Source organism: Paenibacillus whitsoniae (genome assembly GCF_003955665.1).
Lineage (GTDB): Bacteria > Bacillota > Bacilli > Paenibacillales > NBRC-103111 > Paenibacillus_E > Paenibacillus_E whitsoniae.
On sequence record NZ_RXHU01000043.1, the window covers coordinates 41383 to 58549 of the forward strand.

A 17167-nucleotide genomic window follows, 5' to 3' on the forward strand; every position below is an offset into this window, starting at 1 on the left:
AGAACAAGAGGTGAATGCGATGGGAGCAAGGCAGTCAAGCTGGAAGCAGGGGCTTCGTTATGTGAATCGGAACAAATATTTATACATACTGTTAGCCCCCTGCGTCCTCTATTTTTTAATTTTCAACTATGTTCCAATGTACGGCATCCTGATGGCTTTTAAGGACTTTAACTTCTCTAAAGGCATTCTGGGCAGCCCCTGGGTTGGATGGGACAACTTCAGGTACATGTTCGGACTCAGCGATTTTTACAAAGTGTTCTGGAATTCGCTCTATTTAAGCTTCTTGCGGCTTGTCTTCGGATTCCCGTTTCCGATCCTGCTGGCGCTGTTTCTGAATGAGATTCGAAGCCTCGCTTATCAAAGAGCGGCCCAGACACTGATCTATCTGCCTCATTTCATCTCATGGGTCGTTATAGGGGGCATTCTTGTCAATTTCCTTTCACCGACATGGGGAATCGTCAATATTGTCTTGGCGAAGCTGGGGATGGAGCCTATCTTCTTCCTGGCAGATGAAAATTATTTCAGACCCATTGTTGTGCTAAGCAACATTTGGAAAGAGTCCGGCTGGGGAAGCATTATTTATCTGGCCACGATTGCAGGCATTAACTCGGAACTGTACGAGGCCGCCAGTATCGATGGAGCGAATCGCAGACAGAAGCTGTGGTCGATTACATTGCCGGGCATTAAATCGACGATCATCGTGCTGTTCATCCTGCGGCTCGGTCAAATGATGGGCAACGGATTTGAACAAATTTTTGTCTTGCAAAATCCGATGAATCTGGGCGTTTCCGAAGTGTTTGAAACTTATGCGTATCGCGTCGGTATTCTAGGCGGCAGGTTTTCTTTCGGCACCACAGTTGGACTATTTACATCTGTCATCGGTCTGATTTTCCTGCTAATCGGCAACAAAATCGCCAAGCTGATGAAAGAAGACGGTATTTGGTAAAAGAGGCTGATGCCGTCTGCAGGCATGTTGGTAGTCTGCAGGAATCCGCCAGAAAGGGGTAATTGCATTGAAAATCAGATCGATCGGAGACAAGCTGTTTGACGGGGTCAACTATACATTTATTACCTTGTTTTCTCTAGCTTGCTTGTTTCCTTTTTTTTACGTCGCTTCCTTGTCGGTCATGCCGTATTCGGAGTACCTCGACAATCCGCTGAAATTGATTCCGAGCCATCTGGAATTCGGCGCATATAAGCAAATTCTCCAAATGCCGCTCATGTGGTCAGGGTACAGAAATACCCTCCTCATCACTGTCATTGGCGTAGCATTGAATATTGTTTTGCTGCTCATATCGGCGTACCCGTTGTCCAAGAAAGATCTGAAGGGCCGCAATACCGTGTTAATGTTTATCACCTTCACGATGTTTTTTAACGGTGGACTTATTCCAAACTTCTTCCTTGTCAAGACGTTGCATCTATACAACACGCTATGGAGTATGATTTTACCGGGTGTACTAGGTGCCTATAACCTGATTTTGATGAAAAACTTTATCGCTGAAATTCCCACGAGCCTGGAGGAATCAGCCAAGATCGATGGAGCCAATGAAATTACGATTCTAGCTAGAATTATCGTGCCGCTCTCCAAGCCGGCGATCGCCACATTCGTTATTTTTCATGCCGTAACCCAATGGAACACGTTCTTCTCCGCGATCATCTATACATCCAAAAGGGACTTATGGCCGCTCATGCTCATATTGCGTGACATGGTGGTCGATGATGGCGGCATCGCGAAGGACATCATGGATACAGGATCCGGTGTCACCGTATTTACCATTAAGATGGCGATCATCATCTTCGCCACGCTGCCGATTATTACCGTCTATCCGTTTCTGCAGCGGTTTTTCATGAAGGGCTTATTAGTCGGTTCGATTAAAGGCTGACTACGATTCACTCGTTTACGTCTGCCTAATCGGGCAGTTGTAATACAACCAATTCTAAGGGGAGTGCAAATATGAAGAAAAAGATGGCTCGACGTGCGGCAATGACAGCAGTAACGCTCACATTGATCGTCCCTCTTGCAACAGCTTGTGGAGACGGGAATTCGGGGAATGCATCAGGTTCTTCTTCGCCAAATGCGAGTTCCGGGACTGGCACAGGGGCAACGTCAAAACCGGCGGCGCCTGTTACGATTAAAATGTTTAACCGTGTTAATGCAGGCATCGTTCTGGAGAACAATCCGATTGTGACTGAAGCGGAGAAGCTCGCGAATGTCAAACTTTCCATCGAAGCGCCTCCGATCAACAACTATGTGGATAAGCTGCAGGTTTTAATGGCTTCCGGCGATCTGCCCGATCTAGTCTATAACTGGGGCGGCGCCGACACCAATATGGAAACGTGGGCGAAGAATGGCCTGCTCACGCCGCTTGACGACCAAATCGCCAAATATCCGAATCTGATGAAAAACATTACGAAGGAAATGTGGGACGGCGTCAAGTCGGTGAACGATGGCAAGACGTATATTATTCCGCGACCGAATGTTGTCAATCACTGGGGCTACCTGATTAACCAGCAATGGCTCGATAAGCTTCAATTAAAAGCCCCGACGACACTGGAAGAATTCACGAACGTCTGCAAGGCGTTTGCTAAGAATGACCCTGACGGCAACGGCAAAGCCGATACGTATTGTGTCAGCTTCTCGAACCCGACGCTTGGCAACAATTCCATATGGAACGCATCGAACTTCCTTGCATCCGCATTCAGTCTTCCAATTGTAAACGGGGCCAAGGATAAGGATGGCACATATAAAATTCGCGAGAAAATGTCCGGATACATTCCTTATCTGACGTATCTGAAACAATTGAACGACGAAAAACTGATCGATCCCGAGTTTCTGATCAACAAAATCTATGTTGACCAAGAGAAGCAGAATCAGGGCAAAGTCGGGATTATTTACGGGCACCAGTATGCGGTTATGGCCAATCTGTCCAAAGATAAGGAGTCGGATAAAAAGTTAACGTACCATGCTGTTCTTAAGGATAGCCAAGGTGTAGCGTCCGACTGGGTCGTACCTGCAACGTGGGGAGGCTGGATGATTCCCAAGTCCACCAAAAATGTAGACGCGGTTCTGAAGTTCCTGGATTGGGGCAACACAACAGAAGCGAATACCTTGTTTCAAATCGGCGTAAAAGGTCAGACATACGACAGTTATGATGCGGCGACGAAGAAAATCGTCCGTACGGCGGATCAGTCGGCTAAGCTGGCAACACTTACGAGCACATACATGACGATCGCCAACGCGATTGACGGCAGTGCGGCTACCATTGAAGGAGCGGATACGGAAGAGCGGCTCGCCAAGTACAAGACGCAATCCGATGATGCGCTCAAACAAATGAAAGTGATCAATATTCCAGCAGTGCGGTCACCGAAAATTTTGAACCTGAACAACGCGATTCCGGATCTCGTGAAGAAGAAGGACGATCAGGAGATGAAATACATCACAGGTGCGATTTCGCTGCAGCAGTTCCAAGACTTCCTTGATAAAGAATGGTATCCGGCAACGGCTGATGCTGAGAAGGAGTACGTTGACTACATGAACAAAGTAGGTAAATAATGATATCCTCCCTTCCCGATTCGTTCGGGGAGGGAGTGCATGTTATTTTCTACAAGCGGATTTGTAAGCGCTTTATTACAAAGAGAAAGGTCGTGTACATGATGAAAATAAGAAAGATAAGCTTGCTGTTGAGCGTTTTGATCTTTATATCGCTAGTGTCCAGCTGGATGCCAGTCGCTAGGCAGCTAGGCGTCCAGACGGCAGAAGCAGCCGCATCGCTGGCAACCAAATCGGGAAATACGTGGACGCTTGAAAACGATGTGCTGCGGGCCGTAATCTCTTTTTCAAACGGCAGTATCCAGATGACCAGCTTCTACAACAAAGAAGCGGGCAAAGAATATTTGACGGGGAGCGGGGAAAATTATTTATTTTATTATAACTATGGAGGCAGCGATCTCTATGCCAATGACGGCGGATGGACGTTAGGTACCAGTACGATTACGGACATCTCCAAGTTTGGGACAACGTGGGGCAAGCTAGTGCAGATTCCGATCACCCGAAGTACGCCGCAGAACCTCACGGTAACGCTGAAATTTGAAATCTACAACGACCGTGCCGGACTTAAATATAGCAATTTTATTAAAAACAACGCATCTTCCGAAAAAACCATTACAAATTCGGATATCATTGCGCTCAACTTTCCGAATGATCCTCATACCATCCACTATGCTCCTAATATGACGTGGTATAGTACGACAGGCTCACTTGCGCCGAATGAAGGCCGTAATGCCGTCGTCAATTATAATACGGGGGACGGCTGGGTCATACAACCGGAGATGAACTGGAAAACCGAAGGAGCCCCCAACCGTCTTCCTTTTGCGAATGTGAATGTGTGGAGCGGCATTTCCAACGTTAAAGTATCCACGAATGCCGAAGCTGTGCAGTTGGTTCTGTTTCCGGGCGAAGAATTTGAGTACATTTCTGTGGATATGACCGTTTTCAAAGGGGACGTTCTGGACGGAAAGATGGCGATGGAAGAGCACTTCCGTAAAAGATACAAATATCATGATGTCACGTCCGTGGCTACGACGAATGATTGGGATTGGCTTGGCAAACGAACGGATGCCTATTACCGGAATACCGTAATTCCGAAAGCGGTGCAGTCGGGCATGGATATGATCATGCTGGATGATTTATGGAATACGACTAGAGATACGACAACGCCGGTCAGCAGTTTTACAACGAATCTCCCCTCCTTGACGGATTATATTGTATCGCAAGGGATGCGATTCGGACTATGGTTCAGCATGACAGGCGACAACCACAACCTGGGTAGGGATTTGGCTGATCCGGCCAATATCGAATTCAAAAGGAGCCAAGTCGAAGATTTCATGATTCCGCAGTACCATTTGTCTCATCAGATGATTGATTTAACGGAATTTTGGCCCAATCCCTCTGCGACCTCAACATCGCATCCAAGCGACAGCGTGTACCGGAAGAACGTGCTCGTCCGAAATTACTTGAATGATCTCGTCTCACGCCATCCAGATTTTCTCGGCAAATTAACGAGTGAAGTGGATCTGTACCCGACTCAAGGGGATCGGAACATTGGCTTGCTTCATATCGCTGACAACGGCTTTGTCTCATCCAAAGGCGACGTCGATGATAAAATGAAAATCGCCATGTACAGCTTCGGTTACTTGCCTATGAATTCCGTGTACTATGGCGGTTCTCCGACAGGTAAGATGGAGGATTACTACTCCCTGATGCTGGCAAGGGTGATTAAGTTCAATACCGATCCCGGAACTTGGAGCGCGTCGGGCATGGATTTGCTCAAGAAGTTCAATGATTGGCGAAAAAATCCGCGGATTAAAGCACTGACTGATCAAACGACGAGGCCGATTTATGCAGGTCCGAACTTCGATACATCCGGTCCTTTTGCTTGGATGTATATGCCCGACGATAAAAGCAAGGCGCTCGTGATTGCGACAGCAGCGGGAGAAACGGGAGTCGCTAACGATGTGACCCTAAATATGCGATGGTTGGACAGCAATAAAACCTATCTTGTTGAAGATATTACAATGGATGACAATGGCACCTCCACGTACAAATACAAAGGAAGATTTACAGGGGCCCAGCTGAAGTCACCGGGGTTTAGCGTTAATTTGGCTGAGAACACCTCGAGGGGCAAGGCTTTGTGGATCCAAGAAGACAACGGAGCCGGTATGCAAGTCCTGTATGCGGACGAGAAAATTACGTCATACACGCAAAATCCTGGTTCGTCCAACCTGACAGTGAATGTCACTGGCACTGCAAATACAACAGGCAATATCATTGTTTATGATAGGACGGCACACAAAACGGTGACTGGCAGCGTAACGATCGGCGCAAATGGAACAGGCAGCATAACGATGGAATCTGGTACCAAATATGAGGCGGAAACGTTGACTACCGCAGTTTCAAGTGGAGACAGCTACGCACTGGGGAACGATTCAGCCGCCAGCGGAGGTTCGCTAAGTTACGGCGGATTCGATTCAGTGGGCGACTGGTTGAAGTATACACTCAATGTTCCGTCAGCGGGCACCTACAATGTGAAGATTCAGGTTAAAAAGCATCCAAGCCGTGGCATCGCTCAGCTTTACATCGACGGGATCGCTCAGAGTACTCCAATCGACGAGTACGCTGCAAACCAAGGGTACGTGGAGTTGGATTTGGGAGCGGTCACGTTTAACTCCGCAGGGAATAAGGTATTCCAATTCCAGATCACGGGTAAAAATACCGCAAGTTCCGGTTACGGACTTGCGACCGACTACATTCGGCTGACGTACCAATCGCCCGATGTCATTTTACCGCCTGCGGTTCCAGAGCCCGTTAAATTCGAGGCGGAGAGTCTGGCCACAACCGTTTCCGCAGGTGGTTCTTTAACAATAGGCTCCGATTCTGCAGCAAGCAATAAGGCCCTGGCTTACTCTGGCGCGTCCGCTGTTGGCGACTGGGTGCAGTTCGCGGTCAATGTACCGGCATCTGGAACCTATAACGTCAAAGTGCAGGTTAAAAAGCACCCCAGCCGAGGAACGGCTCAATTATACATCGATGGAGCTCCACAAGGTGTGCCGATTGATGAATATCAGAGCACGCAAGGTTATGCTGTCGTCGATTTGGGCAATGTCACGTTCAGTTCACCGGGGAACAAGCCGTTTAAATTCCAAGTGACGGGTAAGAATGCGAGCAGCAATGCCTACACGCTGGCGACAGACTATATCTCATTGACCAAGCAGCCGCTTCAATACGAGGTTGAAAGTCTTAGTACGTCAGTTTCAGCCGGAGATTCGTTTACGCTGGCCAACGATGCGTCTGCCAGCGGAGGTGCACTCAGCTTCGCAGGTTTTAATGGCGTGGGTGATTGGGTTCAATATGCAGTTCCAGTTCCGGACGCAGGGACGTACTCCATAAGCGCAAGGGTCAAAAAGCATCCTGATAGAGGAACAGCCCAGCTTTATATCGACGGGCTTGTTCAAGGCAATCCGCTAGATCTTGCCCAAAGCGTGCAAGGCTACGAAGTAGTTGGATTGGGAGAGGTGACGTTCAGTTCATCGGGCACCAAGCAGTTCAAGTTTCAGATTACAGGAAAAGATCCAAGCAGCAGCGCTTATACGTTGGCATTCGACACGTTGGTATTGACAAGAATGAATTGATTAAAGCTGATTAATGCTGCAAACGTTCAGCCTGTTGCCGATACCGCAGAGGCGTCATCCCCGTCAACTGCCGGAAGACGCGGCCGAATTGCACCAGGGAGCCGAATCCTGCGAGTTCGGAGACTTCGATGACCTTGAGCTTCGTAGTGACTAGTAGACGCTGCGCTTCTTGGACACGGACGATGTTCAAGTATTCGACGAAAGAGAAGCCGGTAATTTCCTTGAACATTCGGCTTAAATAGGCGGGGGAGATGTCAAAATGCTCGGCAAGCTCTTCCAGTCGCAGCGGGCTGTCAAAGTACGTGTTGATATGCCGAACGATGGTTGAAATTTTGCGGTGCAGCGGGGAGACATGCTCGGGCGAAGCGACGGGCTGCGTCTGCACGAAGCGGGCGGTAAACAGAAGCAGCTCGGTCAAATAATGGCGAATGGCGAAATCCTGTCCGAGCATCTCATCCTTCGCTTCGTGCAGCAGCTTGTCCAAGATACCTTCCACGGCGCGACGAGCAGGGAGATCCAGTCGCAAAACCGGTGAAGCGTGGGTGAAGGCTTGCAGTAGAAAAGGCGCTTCGTTCACAGTAGGCGCGATTAAACTTTCCGCGAAGTTGATGACAACGCGCGCGTGCCCCAATTTTTCCGAGTCGGAGGTGGCGTGGAGGTCGCGCTGATTTATCAGGACGAGATCGCCGGGCAAAATAAGATAAGAGCGGTCGCGGATAAAATACATCCGCTCCCCTTCGTATAAATAGTACAGCTCGAACATATCGTGCATATGCTGGGTCCGCTCGAACGAACCGGTGCGGTGAATATGCTGTATGTAAAAAGGCCCCTCATTTTCGTTGCCGTACGTAATTGTGCCGGACATGGCAGGAACGCTCCTTCACAATTGATTGATCTTCTCATCCTAGCATATGTGAGTGCAAAATATGAATAGTTTTGTGCAAATATAGGAGGATATGATGAGAAAACTTTCTTCGCTTGCGATATGATAAGCCTATACACGTATTGAGTAAACGCTTATGACCTTTGAGGAGGAAAATAAAACATGCTGCAACTTATCGAAGCTGTTCGTTCTGGAAATGTCGCGGATTTCAAAGCCGATGGCATTAAAGTTTACCCGGCCTCGCTGACAACTGTAGGGGGCACTACCCTTGCAATCGCACGCACACCGGAAGGGAAAAAGTTGATCCTGGTTGGCGAAGGCGAGTTATTCGATCAACTGCAAGGCGAAGAAACGGCGGCTGGCTCGAAAGTGGCTCCGCTGTCCCACGCGAATCGTTTGACGCTGAACCGCTTCCTGCCATACACAGCGCCGCAAGCTTTTGGCACAAAAGTTGCGACAATGGGTCTTGGCGACCGTCTGGGCATTGCCAGCCCCGGCCACATCCAGACGCTTCGCGGCAAGGACATCCGTCCGGTGCTTGCGCAGCAAAGTATCCGCGAGCTGGCCCTGACAGGCCGCACGTATGAAGATGTGCTGGATGCAGCGGCTTACGCCGTGCTGCAGGAAGGCTACAAAGATGGGTACGGCGCCGACGGCGACCACTTGAAAAAAGAAGCAGACATCGAGTACGCGCTGCGCCTCGGCTTTACAATGCTGACGCTCGATTGCTCGGAGTACATCGATAATACGATTGATCCACTTAGCGAAGCGGAAGTGGATGCCAAATACGCAGCGCTGCCTGCGGAATTGCGCAGCCGTTACGAAGAGCGCTACCTGGCGACCGCGCCGAACGTGCCTGGCGCATCGCTGAACTACACCGCGCTCGCGCTGAAGAAAGACGTGCTGATCTATGACGCGGCGATCAACTTTATGGAAGCGATCTACCGCCGCTATATCGAGAGCTTGGATCGCGAAGTCGACTTCGAGATCTCGATCGACGAAACGGCAACGCCGACTTCGCCTGAGGCCCACTACTTGGTGGCGAACGAGCTGCAAGCGCGCGGCGTCCGCATTTTCTCGATGGCGCCACGATTCTGCGGCGAATTCCAAAAAGGTATCGACTACATCGGCGACATCGCGCAGTTTGAGCGCGAGCTGGCGAGCCATGCGGCGATTGCGGTTCATTTTGGCTACAAACTCAGCATTCACTCCGGCAGCGACAAGTTCAGCGTGTTCCCGCTGATCGGTCAATATACGAACGGTCTGTTCCACATCAAAACAGCCGGCACGAACTGGCTTGAAGCCGTGCGCGTTGTGGCGCAAGTGAACCCGGACCTGTACCGCCGCATGCATCAGTACGCGCTGGATCATTTTGAAGAAGCGACGGCTTACTACCACGTCACGACCGATCTGAGCGCGATTGCTCCGCTGAGCGAAGTGTCGGACGCACAGCTTCCGGAATACATGAACGAGAACAATGCGCGTCAACTTCTGCACATCACGTACGGCTTGCTGCTGCAAGCGAAAAACGCAGACGGCAGCTTCACATTCGCAGATGAGTTCTTCCAAACGTTGGCGGAGCAAGAGGACGTGTTCGCCGCAGGCTTGCGTGCGCACATCGGCCGCCACTTGGAGCTGCTTGGCAAGTAATTCAGCTTTCAAAGACAAAGACGCTTCCAATCCGATAGGGGTTGGGAGCGTCTTTGTCTTGAACGGCTGTATCGCTACAGGTCCTCTTCGGACTGCAGCGTATCGTCTTCGCCCGGGTACCCGCGCGGAATATCTTTGTGCAGCTCTTGATTTTCGTAAGAGTAAGCTCTTGTCCAATGCTGCTCTTCCCGCCACGGCGTGCTTTTGCCCAGTGTTTCATAGGCAATGCTCGTCCCATAGGGGCCTTCCGGAAACTCTTCCGGAATCAAGTTGTTGCGCTGCGATTCGACCGATTTGAAATCGGTGTAAGGTAAGCGGTCTTCCGAAATATAGCCTGGGAGATCGGGGAGATGAGCGCGTTTCTCTTTGCGCATAGCTAAGCCTCCTTCGTGGTTAGGGTCTTAGTCCAGTTTCCCCCGCGGCAGCCTTAAATATCCGTAAAGTGAATGGAGCCGATGACTTCGGATAAAAATTCAGTCAACTCCTGCGCTTGCTCTTCGTTGAGTTTGAAGGCGTATTCGAGGTACCCCTCTTCCGCCAAATCGTCCGGTCCGATCACCGCGCTGCGGCCGGACTGCAGGTCGATGACCATCTTTTTGCCGTAGTAGCGGGTTGTCGTCATAATGGCCAAGTCGAAGCGGTGCAGGGCTTTTCCGATAAAGCAGACGAATCGGGTCGTCGTTTCTTCCTTGTGATCATATAAAAAGTCAAATTCACTCATTGATAAGTCCTCCATGCTTCCTAGTATGTAAACCATTATACCCGATGTCGGCCCGTCTACAAAACAACTATTGCGCCCATCTTACAGACATGGTATGATTTGGTTATTGGAAAAAGGGAAGCACCTTTTCTGCCGAGAGGCGGGAGAGGTGCTTTTTCGTTTTTCTACGCTAAATTCATTGTTTGGGAGGTCGTCGTATGAATATTGTATTTTTGAACACGTTGGAGCGGGGGACTGGCAACCAGGAGGCTTGTAAGGCGCAAGTTTCGATTGGAGAGGAGCAGGGCGTATGGAGTGTGCATTGGCAAGATACAGATGCCGGGACGGAGGAAGAGCCTGTTCTCTGGTACCAGGGGATCAGCTGGGATGAGATGCTGCACGTATTCCGTCAGGGCCTGCGGGAAAAAATGAAGGACGGCTATCGACCGCTTGTTCAGACGGAAGTGGAGCTGTCGCAGGGCATGTCAAACAAGGCGCGAGCGTCTCAGATGCTCAGTTATTACTGCGAGGAGCATCCGAATGAGGAGGTTTTTGAAGCGCTGCGCACATGGCGGCGGGAGCAGGCCGCAAAGGAGAAGAAGGCGCCGTATATTTTGGCGACGAATCGCGTGCTGCGCATGCTTTCCGTCTTTTTGCCGCAGACGAAGGAAGAATTGCTGCAAATTCCCGGATTTGGCGAGCAGAAAGCGGCAATCTATGCCCACGATATTTTGCAAATTACGATGCCCGCAGTTCGCATGCATGAATTCCCTTTGGACTGGGTGATGAACGTTGTGGATTTGGTGAAATTCGAGGGCTGGCTGCTCGCGCAAAAAGAGCAAAAGCTGCGCATGGAGCTGGACCGCGAGGTCAGCAAGCGCAAGGTGCTGGAGGTCGTCTCCGGCGGCGGGACGCTAGCCGATTTGCAGGTAAGTCTCGATATGCCGCGGCGAGAGCTTCTGCTGTGGGTCGAGGAGCTGGATAAAGAGGGCTACGATATGGAGCCTCTGGTTGAAGCGGAGCTGGTCTCGATCCCGGAAGAGGAGCAAATCAAAGCGTGGCAGGCGTTCGAAACGGGCGGCGACCGCTATCTGAAGCCGGTGCTGCAGCGGCTGACAGGGGAGGCGGAACTAAAAGGCAAGGAGCTCGATCGCGCATATGAATGGCTGCGGCTGCTGCGCATCCGTTTCCGCCGCGAGAAGATGTCTGCGCAGGCGGCGAGTTAAGTTTGAGGTTTGCGCGTACCGCTGACGGGCGGCAAAAAGGCTCCCTGCGCAGCCCATCGAGCTGCGGCAAGAAGCCTCTGTAAAGGAACGAGGGCGTCATAGCCACTCTTTTTTGCGGAATAAAATGTACATGGCGATACCGAGGAAGCCCATGAAGGCGAGAACGAATTCATCGCCGTGCGCGACATGCAGGCCGAGAATGTTATCGAAGTTCATACCGAATACGCCTGTGATAAAGGTCAGCGGCATGAAAATCGTCGTTAGCGCGGTGAACACACGCATGATTTCGTTCGCGCGGTTGGCAACGCTGGACTGATAAGCTTCTCGTAAGTTCCCCATGAGATCGCGCAAGGTATCGAACGTGTCGACGATTTTGACGGCATTTTCATAAACGTCGCCGAAATATTTTTGGAGCTGATGATCGATGAGCCGCAGCTCTTTTCGATTCAGCGTGCCGATCACGTCGCGCTGCGGAACGAGCACTTTCTTGAGCCACAAAATTTCGGAGCGAAGCCCGATAATTTCACTCAGGTGCGTTTTCTTGGTGGCGACAAGAATGTCTTCCTCCAGCTTCTCGATTTTCGCTTCGATTCGGTCGCCGACTGCTACATAGTTGTCGACGACAAGGTCGACAAGGTGATATAAGAAGCGATCTGCGCTGTTGACTTCCTCTTCCCAGAGGAAAGGTTTCAGAGCGCGGAGTTCATTGATTTTTTGCCGAGTAACGGTAATGATGAGATGTTTGCTTAAGAAAATATTAAGGCCGCGCAGAAAAATTTCTTCGTCGTCGAAACGAATGCTGTTAATGACAATAAAATAATGGGAATCGTAAAATTCAATTTTCGGACGCTGCTCTTCCTCGCTCAGACAATCTTCCACCGCCAAATCATGCAAATGGAACAAGGGCTGCAGCAGCTCCAAATCCTCAATGCCTGCGTCAATCCAATAAAACCCGTGCTCCGGCGGAGATATGGCCGTAGTCACGTCTTCCACCAGCGTAAAAATACCGTTTTGAACCAACCGTGTTTTCATCTGTCCACCCCTTTGAAGCATGGAAGCAGCAGCCGGTTATGTTCATACCGGGTCGTCAAAAGGCTCAGGATGAAGGAATAACCGACTGCGTTCCTACGCTATGAAATTGTTGAAAAGCGCTATAGGTGCAACTCCTCGGGTCTCCGTCCAACCGTAATGCCCTCCTTTTGTTTCACATATCAGATCGTGTATCCTCGAAGTGGCTTTATGCCATCAGTAAACGCTCCGTTCGAAAGACGAAGAAGCCGATTATCTTTGCGTGTCGAATACTTGTCTAGTATACCCGTTCATATATTGCGTTTCAAGCCAAAAAGCGTGCGGGGACTGGGCGAACTTCTTGATGTGTTAACGTATGGGAAAATACATCAAAATGTGAATAAAAACGTTGCCGAATCAGCGGGGCTCTGCCAAAGAAATGGAATCATTTCTTTGACAGAGTTTTTTTAATTGTGCCTTTCATTGGCCTGGTGGAGCACAATTTAGAAAAATAAAACATAAATATTGCATTAGGGAAAAACTTTTGTATATAATTTAAAATGTAGTGTAAGGGAAAATAGTTTGTACACAGCGAAATATTTGTCCTTTTAAAAACATTTTGAGGAGTGGTTCGAAATGAAGTTGGTTGGGACATTACGCAATGCGATGACGAGACTTGTATTGACGGTCGGTACGGTAGTCTTTGCGTTAGCGCTTACTGCCTGTGCATCTCAAGAAACTGCCGGCAAGCAAGGGGGAGAACAATCGGGCAAAGTTCAGGCTGCGGCAACTATTGGGATGATAACGGATATAGTGAAGCATGTTGGAGGAGAGCATGTTGAGGTGACTGGAATTATGAAGGCGGGTGTTGACCCGCACCTGTACAAAGCCTCCGAGGGGGACATAGGCAAGTTTGACAAAGCGGACATCATTTTTTATAACGGATTGCATTTGGAAGGTAAAATGGGAGAAATTCTTGAGAAGATGGCGAAAAACAAACCGACTGTTGCCGTATCGCAACATATACCCGCCTCCAAGCTGCGTGCTGGCGATCCCGAGCAAGGAACAGAGCATGACCCTCACATCTGGTTTAATGTCCAGCATTGGATGACGGCCGCCGAGACGGTCAGAGATGAACTGACCAAGTTTGATAGTGCTCATGCGGAAGCCTATAAGAAGAATGCGGAGGCATACTTGAAGGAATTGAAGGAATTGGACGCCTATGCCAGAGAACAGATTGCAACGATCCCTGAAGGACAGAGGGTGCTTGTAACGGCACATGATGCGTTTGGATATTTTGGCGATGCCTATTCAATTAAAGTAATGGGGCTACAGGGCATTAGCACGGCCTCGGAGGCGGGCTCAAAAGATGTGACAGAGCTTCGCGACTACTTGGTGGCTAACAAGATCAAAGCTGTCTTTATCGAATCCAGCGTCCCCCGGAAGTCGATCGATGCCGTCATTCAAGGCGCCAAGGAGAAGGGACATACCATTGCGGTTGGCGGTGAGCTATTTTCTGATGCGATGGGAGATGACGGGACGAAGGCAGGCACGTATGTCGGTATGGTACGTCATAATGTCGATACCATCGTTCAGGCATTGAAATAAGAGTAGAGGGGTAATCTCACATGATGTCTTCACCGTTATCTGTTCAAGGTCTCTCCGTTGCCTATCATAAAAAACCTGTCATTCGGGACGTTTCCTTTGAGACACCCGCAGGGAAGCTGATCGGTATTATCGGACCGAACGGCGCCGGTAAATCCACACTAATTAAGGCGGCGCTTGGGCTCATCCCAAAACTTGCCGGGGAGGTTAGCATTTTCGGGAAGCCATACCGGGAACAGCGCAAGCTTGTCGGTTATGTCCCGCAGCGCGAGTCTGTTGACTGGGATTTTCCGACCAATGCGCTGGATGTTGTTATGATGGGCCGTTACGGCCATCTTGGCTGGTTTCGTCGTCCAGGTGCGGAGGAAAAAAGGATCGCATTGGAATGTCTAGCAAAAGTAGGGATGGCCGATTATGCTGATCGTCAGATCAGCCAGTTGTCCGGGGGACAACAGCAAAGGATTTTCCTAGCCAGAGCTTTGGCGCAAGATGCGAACTTGTATTTTATGGATGAACCTTTCGTTGGGGTTGACGCCGCTACGGAGAAGGCGATCATCACGCTCCTCAATGAACTGAAAGGACAAGGAAAGACGGTTCTGGTGGTTCATCATGATCTTGCCACAGTCAAGGAATATTTCGATTGGGTGATGCTGCTCAATGTGAACCTGATGGAGTTCGGTCCCACTAGCGATGTATTTACATCACAGAACTTGCAGCGAACGTACGGCGGCAGGCTGGTTATTTTGGAGCGTACGGATAACGATAACGCTATGCTGGAGCAGACGAGGTGAGTTAATTCTATGCATTCCATTTTGGAAGTACTGTCCGATCCTAACCTGCGTTGGATTCTGATGGGCTGTATGTTATTGGGACTTAGCAGCGGAGTAATCGGTTGCTTCGCCTATTTGCGCAAGCAATCGCTTATGGGGGATGCACTTGCGCATGCTGCACTGCCTGGCGTATGTATCGCTTTCATGGTGACTGGCTCAAAAGCGATCTTCGGTTTCCTTGTCGGTGCGGTAGTGGCGGGGGCTGCCGCGACGCTTGCAATCGGCTTCATCACCCGCTATACACGTATCAAGCAGGACGCTGCCATTGCGGCGACATTATCCGTGTTCTTCGGATTTGGCATTATGCTGTTAACGGAAATTCAACATAGCGGAAAAGGGAATCAGAGCGGCTTGGATAAATTCCTTTTCGGTCAAGCGGCGACAATGGTGGCCACCGATATATACACCATGGCTATTATTTCTATCCTTCTTATAAGTGTTTGCGCTCTTCTGTTTAAAGAGTTTAAGCTGATCAGCTTTGATCCCGGATTTGCAAAGGGGCTCGGGTATCCGGTTCCACTGTTGGAACAAGGCATTATGCTTCTGATTGTAATCGCTGTCGTTGTCGGCATCCAAGCGGTCGGCGTCGTATTAATGGCGGCTCTGCTCATAACACCTGCGGTATCGGCACGTTATTGGACAGAAAATTTGGGGATTATGGTCATTCTCGCTGGGGGGGGCGGAGCGCTTTCCGGTGCAGCGGGAACGCTGCTTAGCACAATGGGGAATAATTTGCCTACAGGCCCGATCTGCGTTCTAAGCGCTACAGCGCTATTCATGGTTTCCATTGTATTCGCCCCCCGCAGAGGGTTGCTTTCCAAGCTATTGACTCGACTTGCTGTAAGAAGACAGGTTGTGCTGGAAAGCAGTACGGGGACAGGGACCAGAAAGGAAGAAACGGCATGAATTCATTTCTCGTCATTTTAACAGGGATACTGGCAGCCTGTGCGTGCAGTGTAGTCGGTTGTTTTCTCGTATTGCGGCGCATGGCGATGATCGGCGATGCGATAAGCCACTCCGTGCTACCGGGGATTGTCATTGCCTTTCTAGTTAGTGGAAGTCGAGACTCCGTAGTCATGATGCTGGGGGCGGCAGTGCTTGGCCTGGTCACTGTATTGTTGATACAGTTGTTTCATCAGAGCGGCGTACAAGCGGATGCTTCAATCGGTGTTGTGTTTACAGCAATGTTTGCCGTCGGCATTGTGCTCATAAGTCTCTTCACCCGAAATATCGATCTTGATTTGGATTGTGTGCTGTACGGAGAAATCGCCTATGTGCCTTGGAACACGATTGAACTGTTAGGTATTCCTATCGGCCCCAAAGCTTTGTGGATGATCGGTTTAGCGCTAGCGCTGAATATTCTGTTTATCGGCGTGTTCTTTAAGCAATTCAAAGTATGTTCCTTCGATCCGGGGCTGGCAGCGGCTGTTGGAGTCCCGGTTGCTTTGTTTCACTATTTGCTGATGGGACTCGTTTCCGTCACAACCGTTGCATCGTTTGAAAGTGTAGGAGCCATCCTTGTCGTGGGTATGCTTGTCGTACCACCGCTGACAGCTTACCTGCTCACGGAGAAGCTTGGCCTTATGATCGTGTATAGTATGCTTTCCGGTTCTTTGAGTGCCGTTGTCGGTTATTTCCTCGCCAAGTTGTTGGACGCTTCCATTGCTGCAAGCATGATCACGGTAGCCGGTGCACTGCTGCTCCTTGTGGTGTTGGTGTCACCGAGCCATGGGGTGCTGCTTCGCAAGCTCAGGCAGCGCCGCGGTCTGCAAGAGGCTGCGTAGCTGGCCTAACAACCGATAACGCGCATGCACGTTTGAGGAGCGCGCGCATACAAAAGCCGCCATGTTAAATGGCGGCGGCAATTATTTTTTGCTTGATTTCGTTGTAGGTCTGGATGATCTCTTCATTCCCTCGACGCAGCAAATCTTCTTCGCTGTCCGCACCGAAGATCCGGTACAACTGCTCGGCAGCCTTCTCGGCTTGTGCCGGCGTCGGCTTTTCCGTCTCAATTAAAGTGAAGTAACGATGCAGGGAAGCAAAAGCAGAGAATTGATCAGTTGTTTGAGCAGGCATG

The 17167-nt window shown here is 50.0% G+C and carries 15 protein-coding genes; 10 read left to right on the forward strand and 5 right to left on the reverse strand.

What is annotated here, in order from left to right:
* Positions 1–19: 19 nt before the first annotated feature.
* The 4 genes from EJQ19_RS15845 to EJQ19_RS15860 all read left to right on the forward strand — a co-directional run bounded on the left by EJQ19_RS15845 (position 20) and on the right by EJQ19_RS15860 (position 7188).
* Positions 20–946, forward strand: a complete 927-nt coding sequence (locus EJQ19_RS15845; protein WP_126142211.1) for an ABC transporter permease — start codon at positions 20–22, stop codon at positions 944–946.
* 67 nt (positions 947–1013) lie between these two features.
* Complete coding sequence (locus EJQ19_RS15850) at positions 1014–1883, forward strand: carbohydrate ABC transporter permease (RefSeq protein ID WP_164716576.1); 870 nt, start codon at positions 1014–1016, stop codon at positions 1881–1883.
* 71 nt (positions 1884–1954) lie between these two features.
* A complete protein-coding gene (locus EJQ19_RS15855; protein ID WP_126142213.1) occupies positions 1955–3553 on the forward strand; it encodes an extracellular solute-binding protein in 1599 nt (532 codons plus the stop codon).
* 98 nt (positions 3554–3651) lie between these two features.
* Complete coding sequence (locus tag EJQ19_RS15860) at positions 3652–7188, forward strand: carbohydrate-binding protein (protein WP_164716577.1); 3537 nt, start codon at positions 3652–3654, stop codon at positions 7186–7188.
* A 10-nt stretch (positions 7189–7198) separates the two neighbouring features.
* On the opposite strand, the gene EJQ19_RS15865 is transcribed toward EJQ19_RS15860, so the two are convergent.
* Positions 7199–8053 carry an AraC family transcriptional regulator gene (locus EJQ19_RS15865; RefSeq protein ID WP_126142215.1) on the reverse strand — a complete coding sequence of 285 codons (855 nt, stop codon included), beginning with the start codon at positions 8051–8053 and terminating at the stop codon, positions 7199–7201.
* Between the two features lie 180 nt (positions 8054–8233).
* Between EJQ19_RS15865 and EJQ19_RS15870 the strand changes: the two genes are divergently transcribed.
* Positions 8234–9721, forward strand: coding sequence for a tagaturonate epimerase family protein (locus EJQ19_RS15870; RefSeq protein ID WP_126142216.1), 1488 nt, complete (start codon positions 8234–8236; stop codon positions 9719–9721).
* 74 nt (positions 9722–9795) lie between these two features.
* Here EJQ19_RS15870 and EJQ19_RS15875 read toward each other — a convergent pair whose 3' ends face one another.
* Both EJQ19_RS15875 and EJQ19_RS15880 read right to left on the reverse strand, forming a co-directional pair.
* A complete protein-coding gene (locus EJQ19_RS15875) occupies positions 9796–10095 on the reverse strand; it encodes a hypothetical protein (RefSeq protein ID WP_206438432.1) in 300 nt (99 codons plus the stop codon).
* A 53-nt stretch (positions 10096–10148) separates the two neighbouring features.
* On the reverse strand, positions 10149–10442 hold the full coding sequence (locus EJQ19_RS15880; RefSeq protein ID WP_126142217.1) for a DUF3055 domain-containing protein: 294 nt from the start codon (positions 10440–10442) through the stop codon (positions 10149–10151).
* Positions 10443–10639: 197 nt separating this feature from the next.
* Here EJQ19_RS15880 and EJQ19_RS15885 point away from each other — a divergent pair, with 197 nt between their 5' ends.
* Entirely contained in the window at positions 10640–11647 is a 1008-nt protein-coding gene (locus EJQ19_RS15885; RefSeq protein WP_126142218.1) for an HRDC domain-containing protein, read from the forward strand.
* Between the two features lie 96 nt (positions 11648–11743).
* Here the strand turns inward: EJQ19_RS15885 and corA are convergent, their stop codons facing one another.
* The gene (gene corA, locus EJQ19_RS15890; RefSeq protein ID WP_126142219.1) at positions 11744–12679 is read right to left on the reverse strand and encodes a magnesium/cobalt transporter CorA; all 936 of its coding nucleotides are present in this window, start codon (positions 12677–12679) and stop codon (positions 11744–11746) included.
* Positions 12680–13291: 612 nt separating this feature from the next.
* Between corA and EJQ19_RS15895 the strand changes: the two genes are divergently transcribed.
* The 4 genes from EJQ19_RS15895 to EJQ19_RS15910 are packed head-to-tail and all read left to right on the forward strand — an operon-like array spanning position 13292 to position 16874.
* On the forward strand, positions 13292–14263 hold the full coding sequence (locus EJQ19_RS15895; protein WP_126142220.1) for a metal ABC transporter solute-binding protein, Zn/Mn family: 972 nt from the start codon (positions 13292–13294) through the stop codon (positions 14261–14263).
* Between the two features lie 20 nt (positions 14264–14283).
* A complete protein-coding gene (locus EJQ19_RS15900; RefSeq protein ID WP_126142221.1) occupies positions 14284–15051 on the forward strand; it encodes a metal ABC transporter ATP-binding protein in 768 nt (255 codons plus the stop codon).
* 9 nt (positions 15052–15060) lie between these two features.
* The gene (locus tag EJQ19_RS15905) at positions 15061–15996 is read left to right on the forward strand and encodes a metal ABC transporter permease (RefSeq protein ID WP_126142222.1); all 936 of its coding nucleotides are present in this window, start codon (positions 15061–15063) and stop codon (positions 15994–15996) included.
* Entirely contained in the window at positions 15993–16874 is an 882-nt protein-coding gene (locus EJQ19_RS15910) for a metal ABC transporter permease (protein ID WP_126142223.1), read from the forward strand. The genes EJQ19_RS15905 and EJQ19_RS15910 overlap by 4 nt, the downstream gene beginning before the upstream one ends.
* Before the next feature lie 64 nt (positions 16875–16938).
* Here EJQ19_RS15910 and EJQ19_RS15915 read toward each other — a convergent pair whose 3' ends face one another.
* The gene (locus EJQ19_RS15915) at positions 16939–17166 is read right to left on the reverse strand and encodes a hypothetical protein (protein WP_126142224.1); all 228 of its coding nucleotides are present in this window, start codon (positions 17164–17166) and stop codon (positions 16939–16941) included.
* Between the last annotated feature and the right edge of the window lies 1 nt (position 17167).

Bases quoted from the DNA above. Each gene is read 5' to 3' on its own strand.
- EJQ19_RS15885 (WP_126142218.1), top strand. From the start codon at position 10,640: ATGAATATTGTATTTTTGAACACGTTGGAGCGGGGGACTGGCAACCAG.
- EJQ19_RS15865 (WP_126142215.1), bottom strand. From the start codon at position 8,053: ATGTCCGGCACAATTACGTACGGCAACGAAAATGAGGGGCCTTTTTAC.
- EJQ19_RS15845 (WP_126142211.1), top strand. From the start codon at position 20: ATGGGAGCAAGGCAGTCAAGCTGGAAGCAGGGGCTTCGTTATGTGAAT.
- EJQ19_RS15900 (WP_126142221.1), top strand. From the start codon at position 14,284: ATGATGTCTTCACCGTTATCTGTTCAAGGTCTCTCCGTTGCCTATCAT.
- EJQ19_RS15870 (WP_126142216.1), top strand. From the start codon at position 8,234: ATGCTGCAACTTATCGAAGCTGTTCGTTCTGGAAATGTCGCGGATTTC.
- EJQ19_RS15875 (WP_206438432.1), bottom strand. From the start codon at position 10,095: ATGCGCAAAGAGAAACGCGCTCATCTCCCCGATCTCCCAGGCTATATT.
- corA (WP_126142219.1), bottom strand. From the start codon at position 12,679: ATGAAAACACGGTTGGTTCAAAACGGTATTTTTACGCTGGTGGAAGAC.
- EJQ19_RS15855 (WP_126142213.1), top strand. From the start codon at position 1,955: ATGAAGAAAAAGATGGCTCGACGTGCGGCAATGACAGCAGTAACGCTC.
- EJQ19_RS15880 (WP_126142217.1), bottom strand. From the start codon at position 10,442: ATGAGTGAATTTGACTTTTTATATGATCACAAGGAAGAAACGACGACC.
- EJQ19_RS15910 (WP_126142223.1), top strand. From the start codon at position 15,993: ATGAATTCATTTCTCGTCATTTTAACAGGGATACTGGCAGCCTGTGCG.
- EJQ19_RS15895 (WP_126142220.1), top strand. From the start codon at position 13,292: ATGAAGTTGGTTGGGACATTACGCAATGCGATGACGAGACTTGTATTG.
- EJQ19_RS15905 (WP_126142222.1), top strand. From the start codon at position 15,061: ATGCATTCCATTTTGGAAGTACTGTCCGATCCTAACCTGCGTTGGATT.
- EJQ19_RS15915 (WP_126142224.1), bottom strand. From the start codon at position 17,166: ATGCCTGCTCAAACAACTGATCAATTCTCTGCTTTTGCTTCCCTGCAT.
- EJQ19_RS15860 (WP_164716577.1), top strand. From the start codon at position 3,652: ATGATGAAAATAAGAAAGATAAGCTTGCTGTTGAGCGTTTTGATCTTT.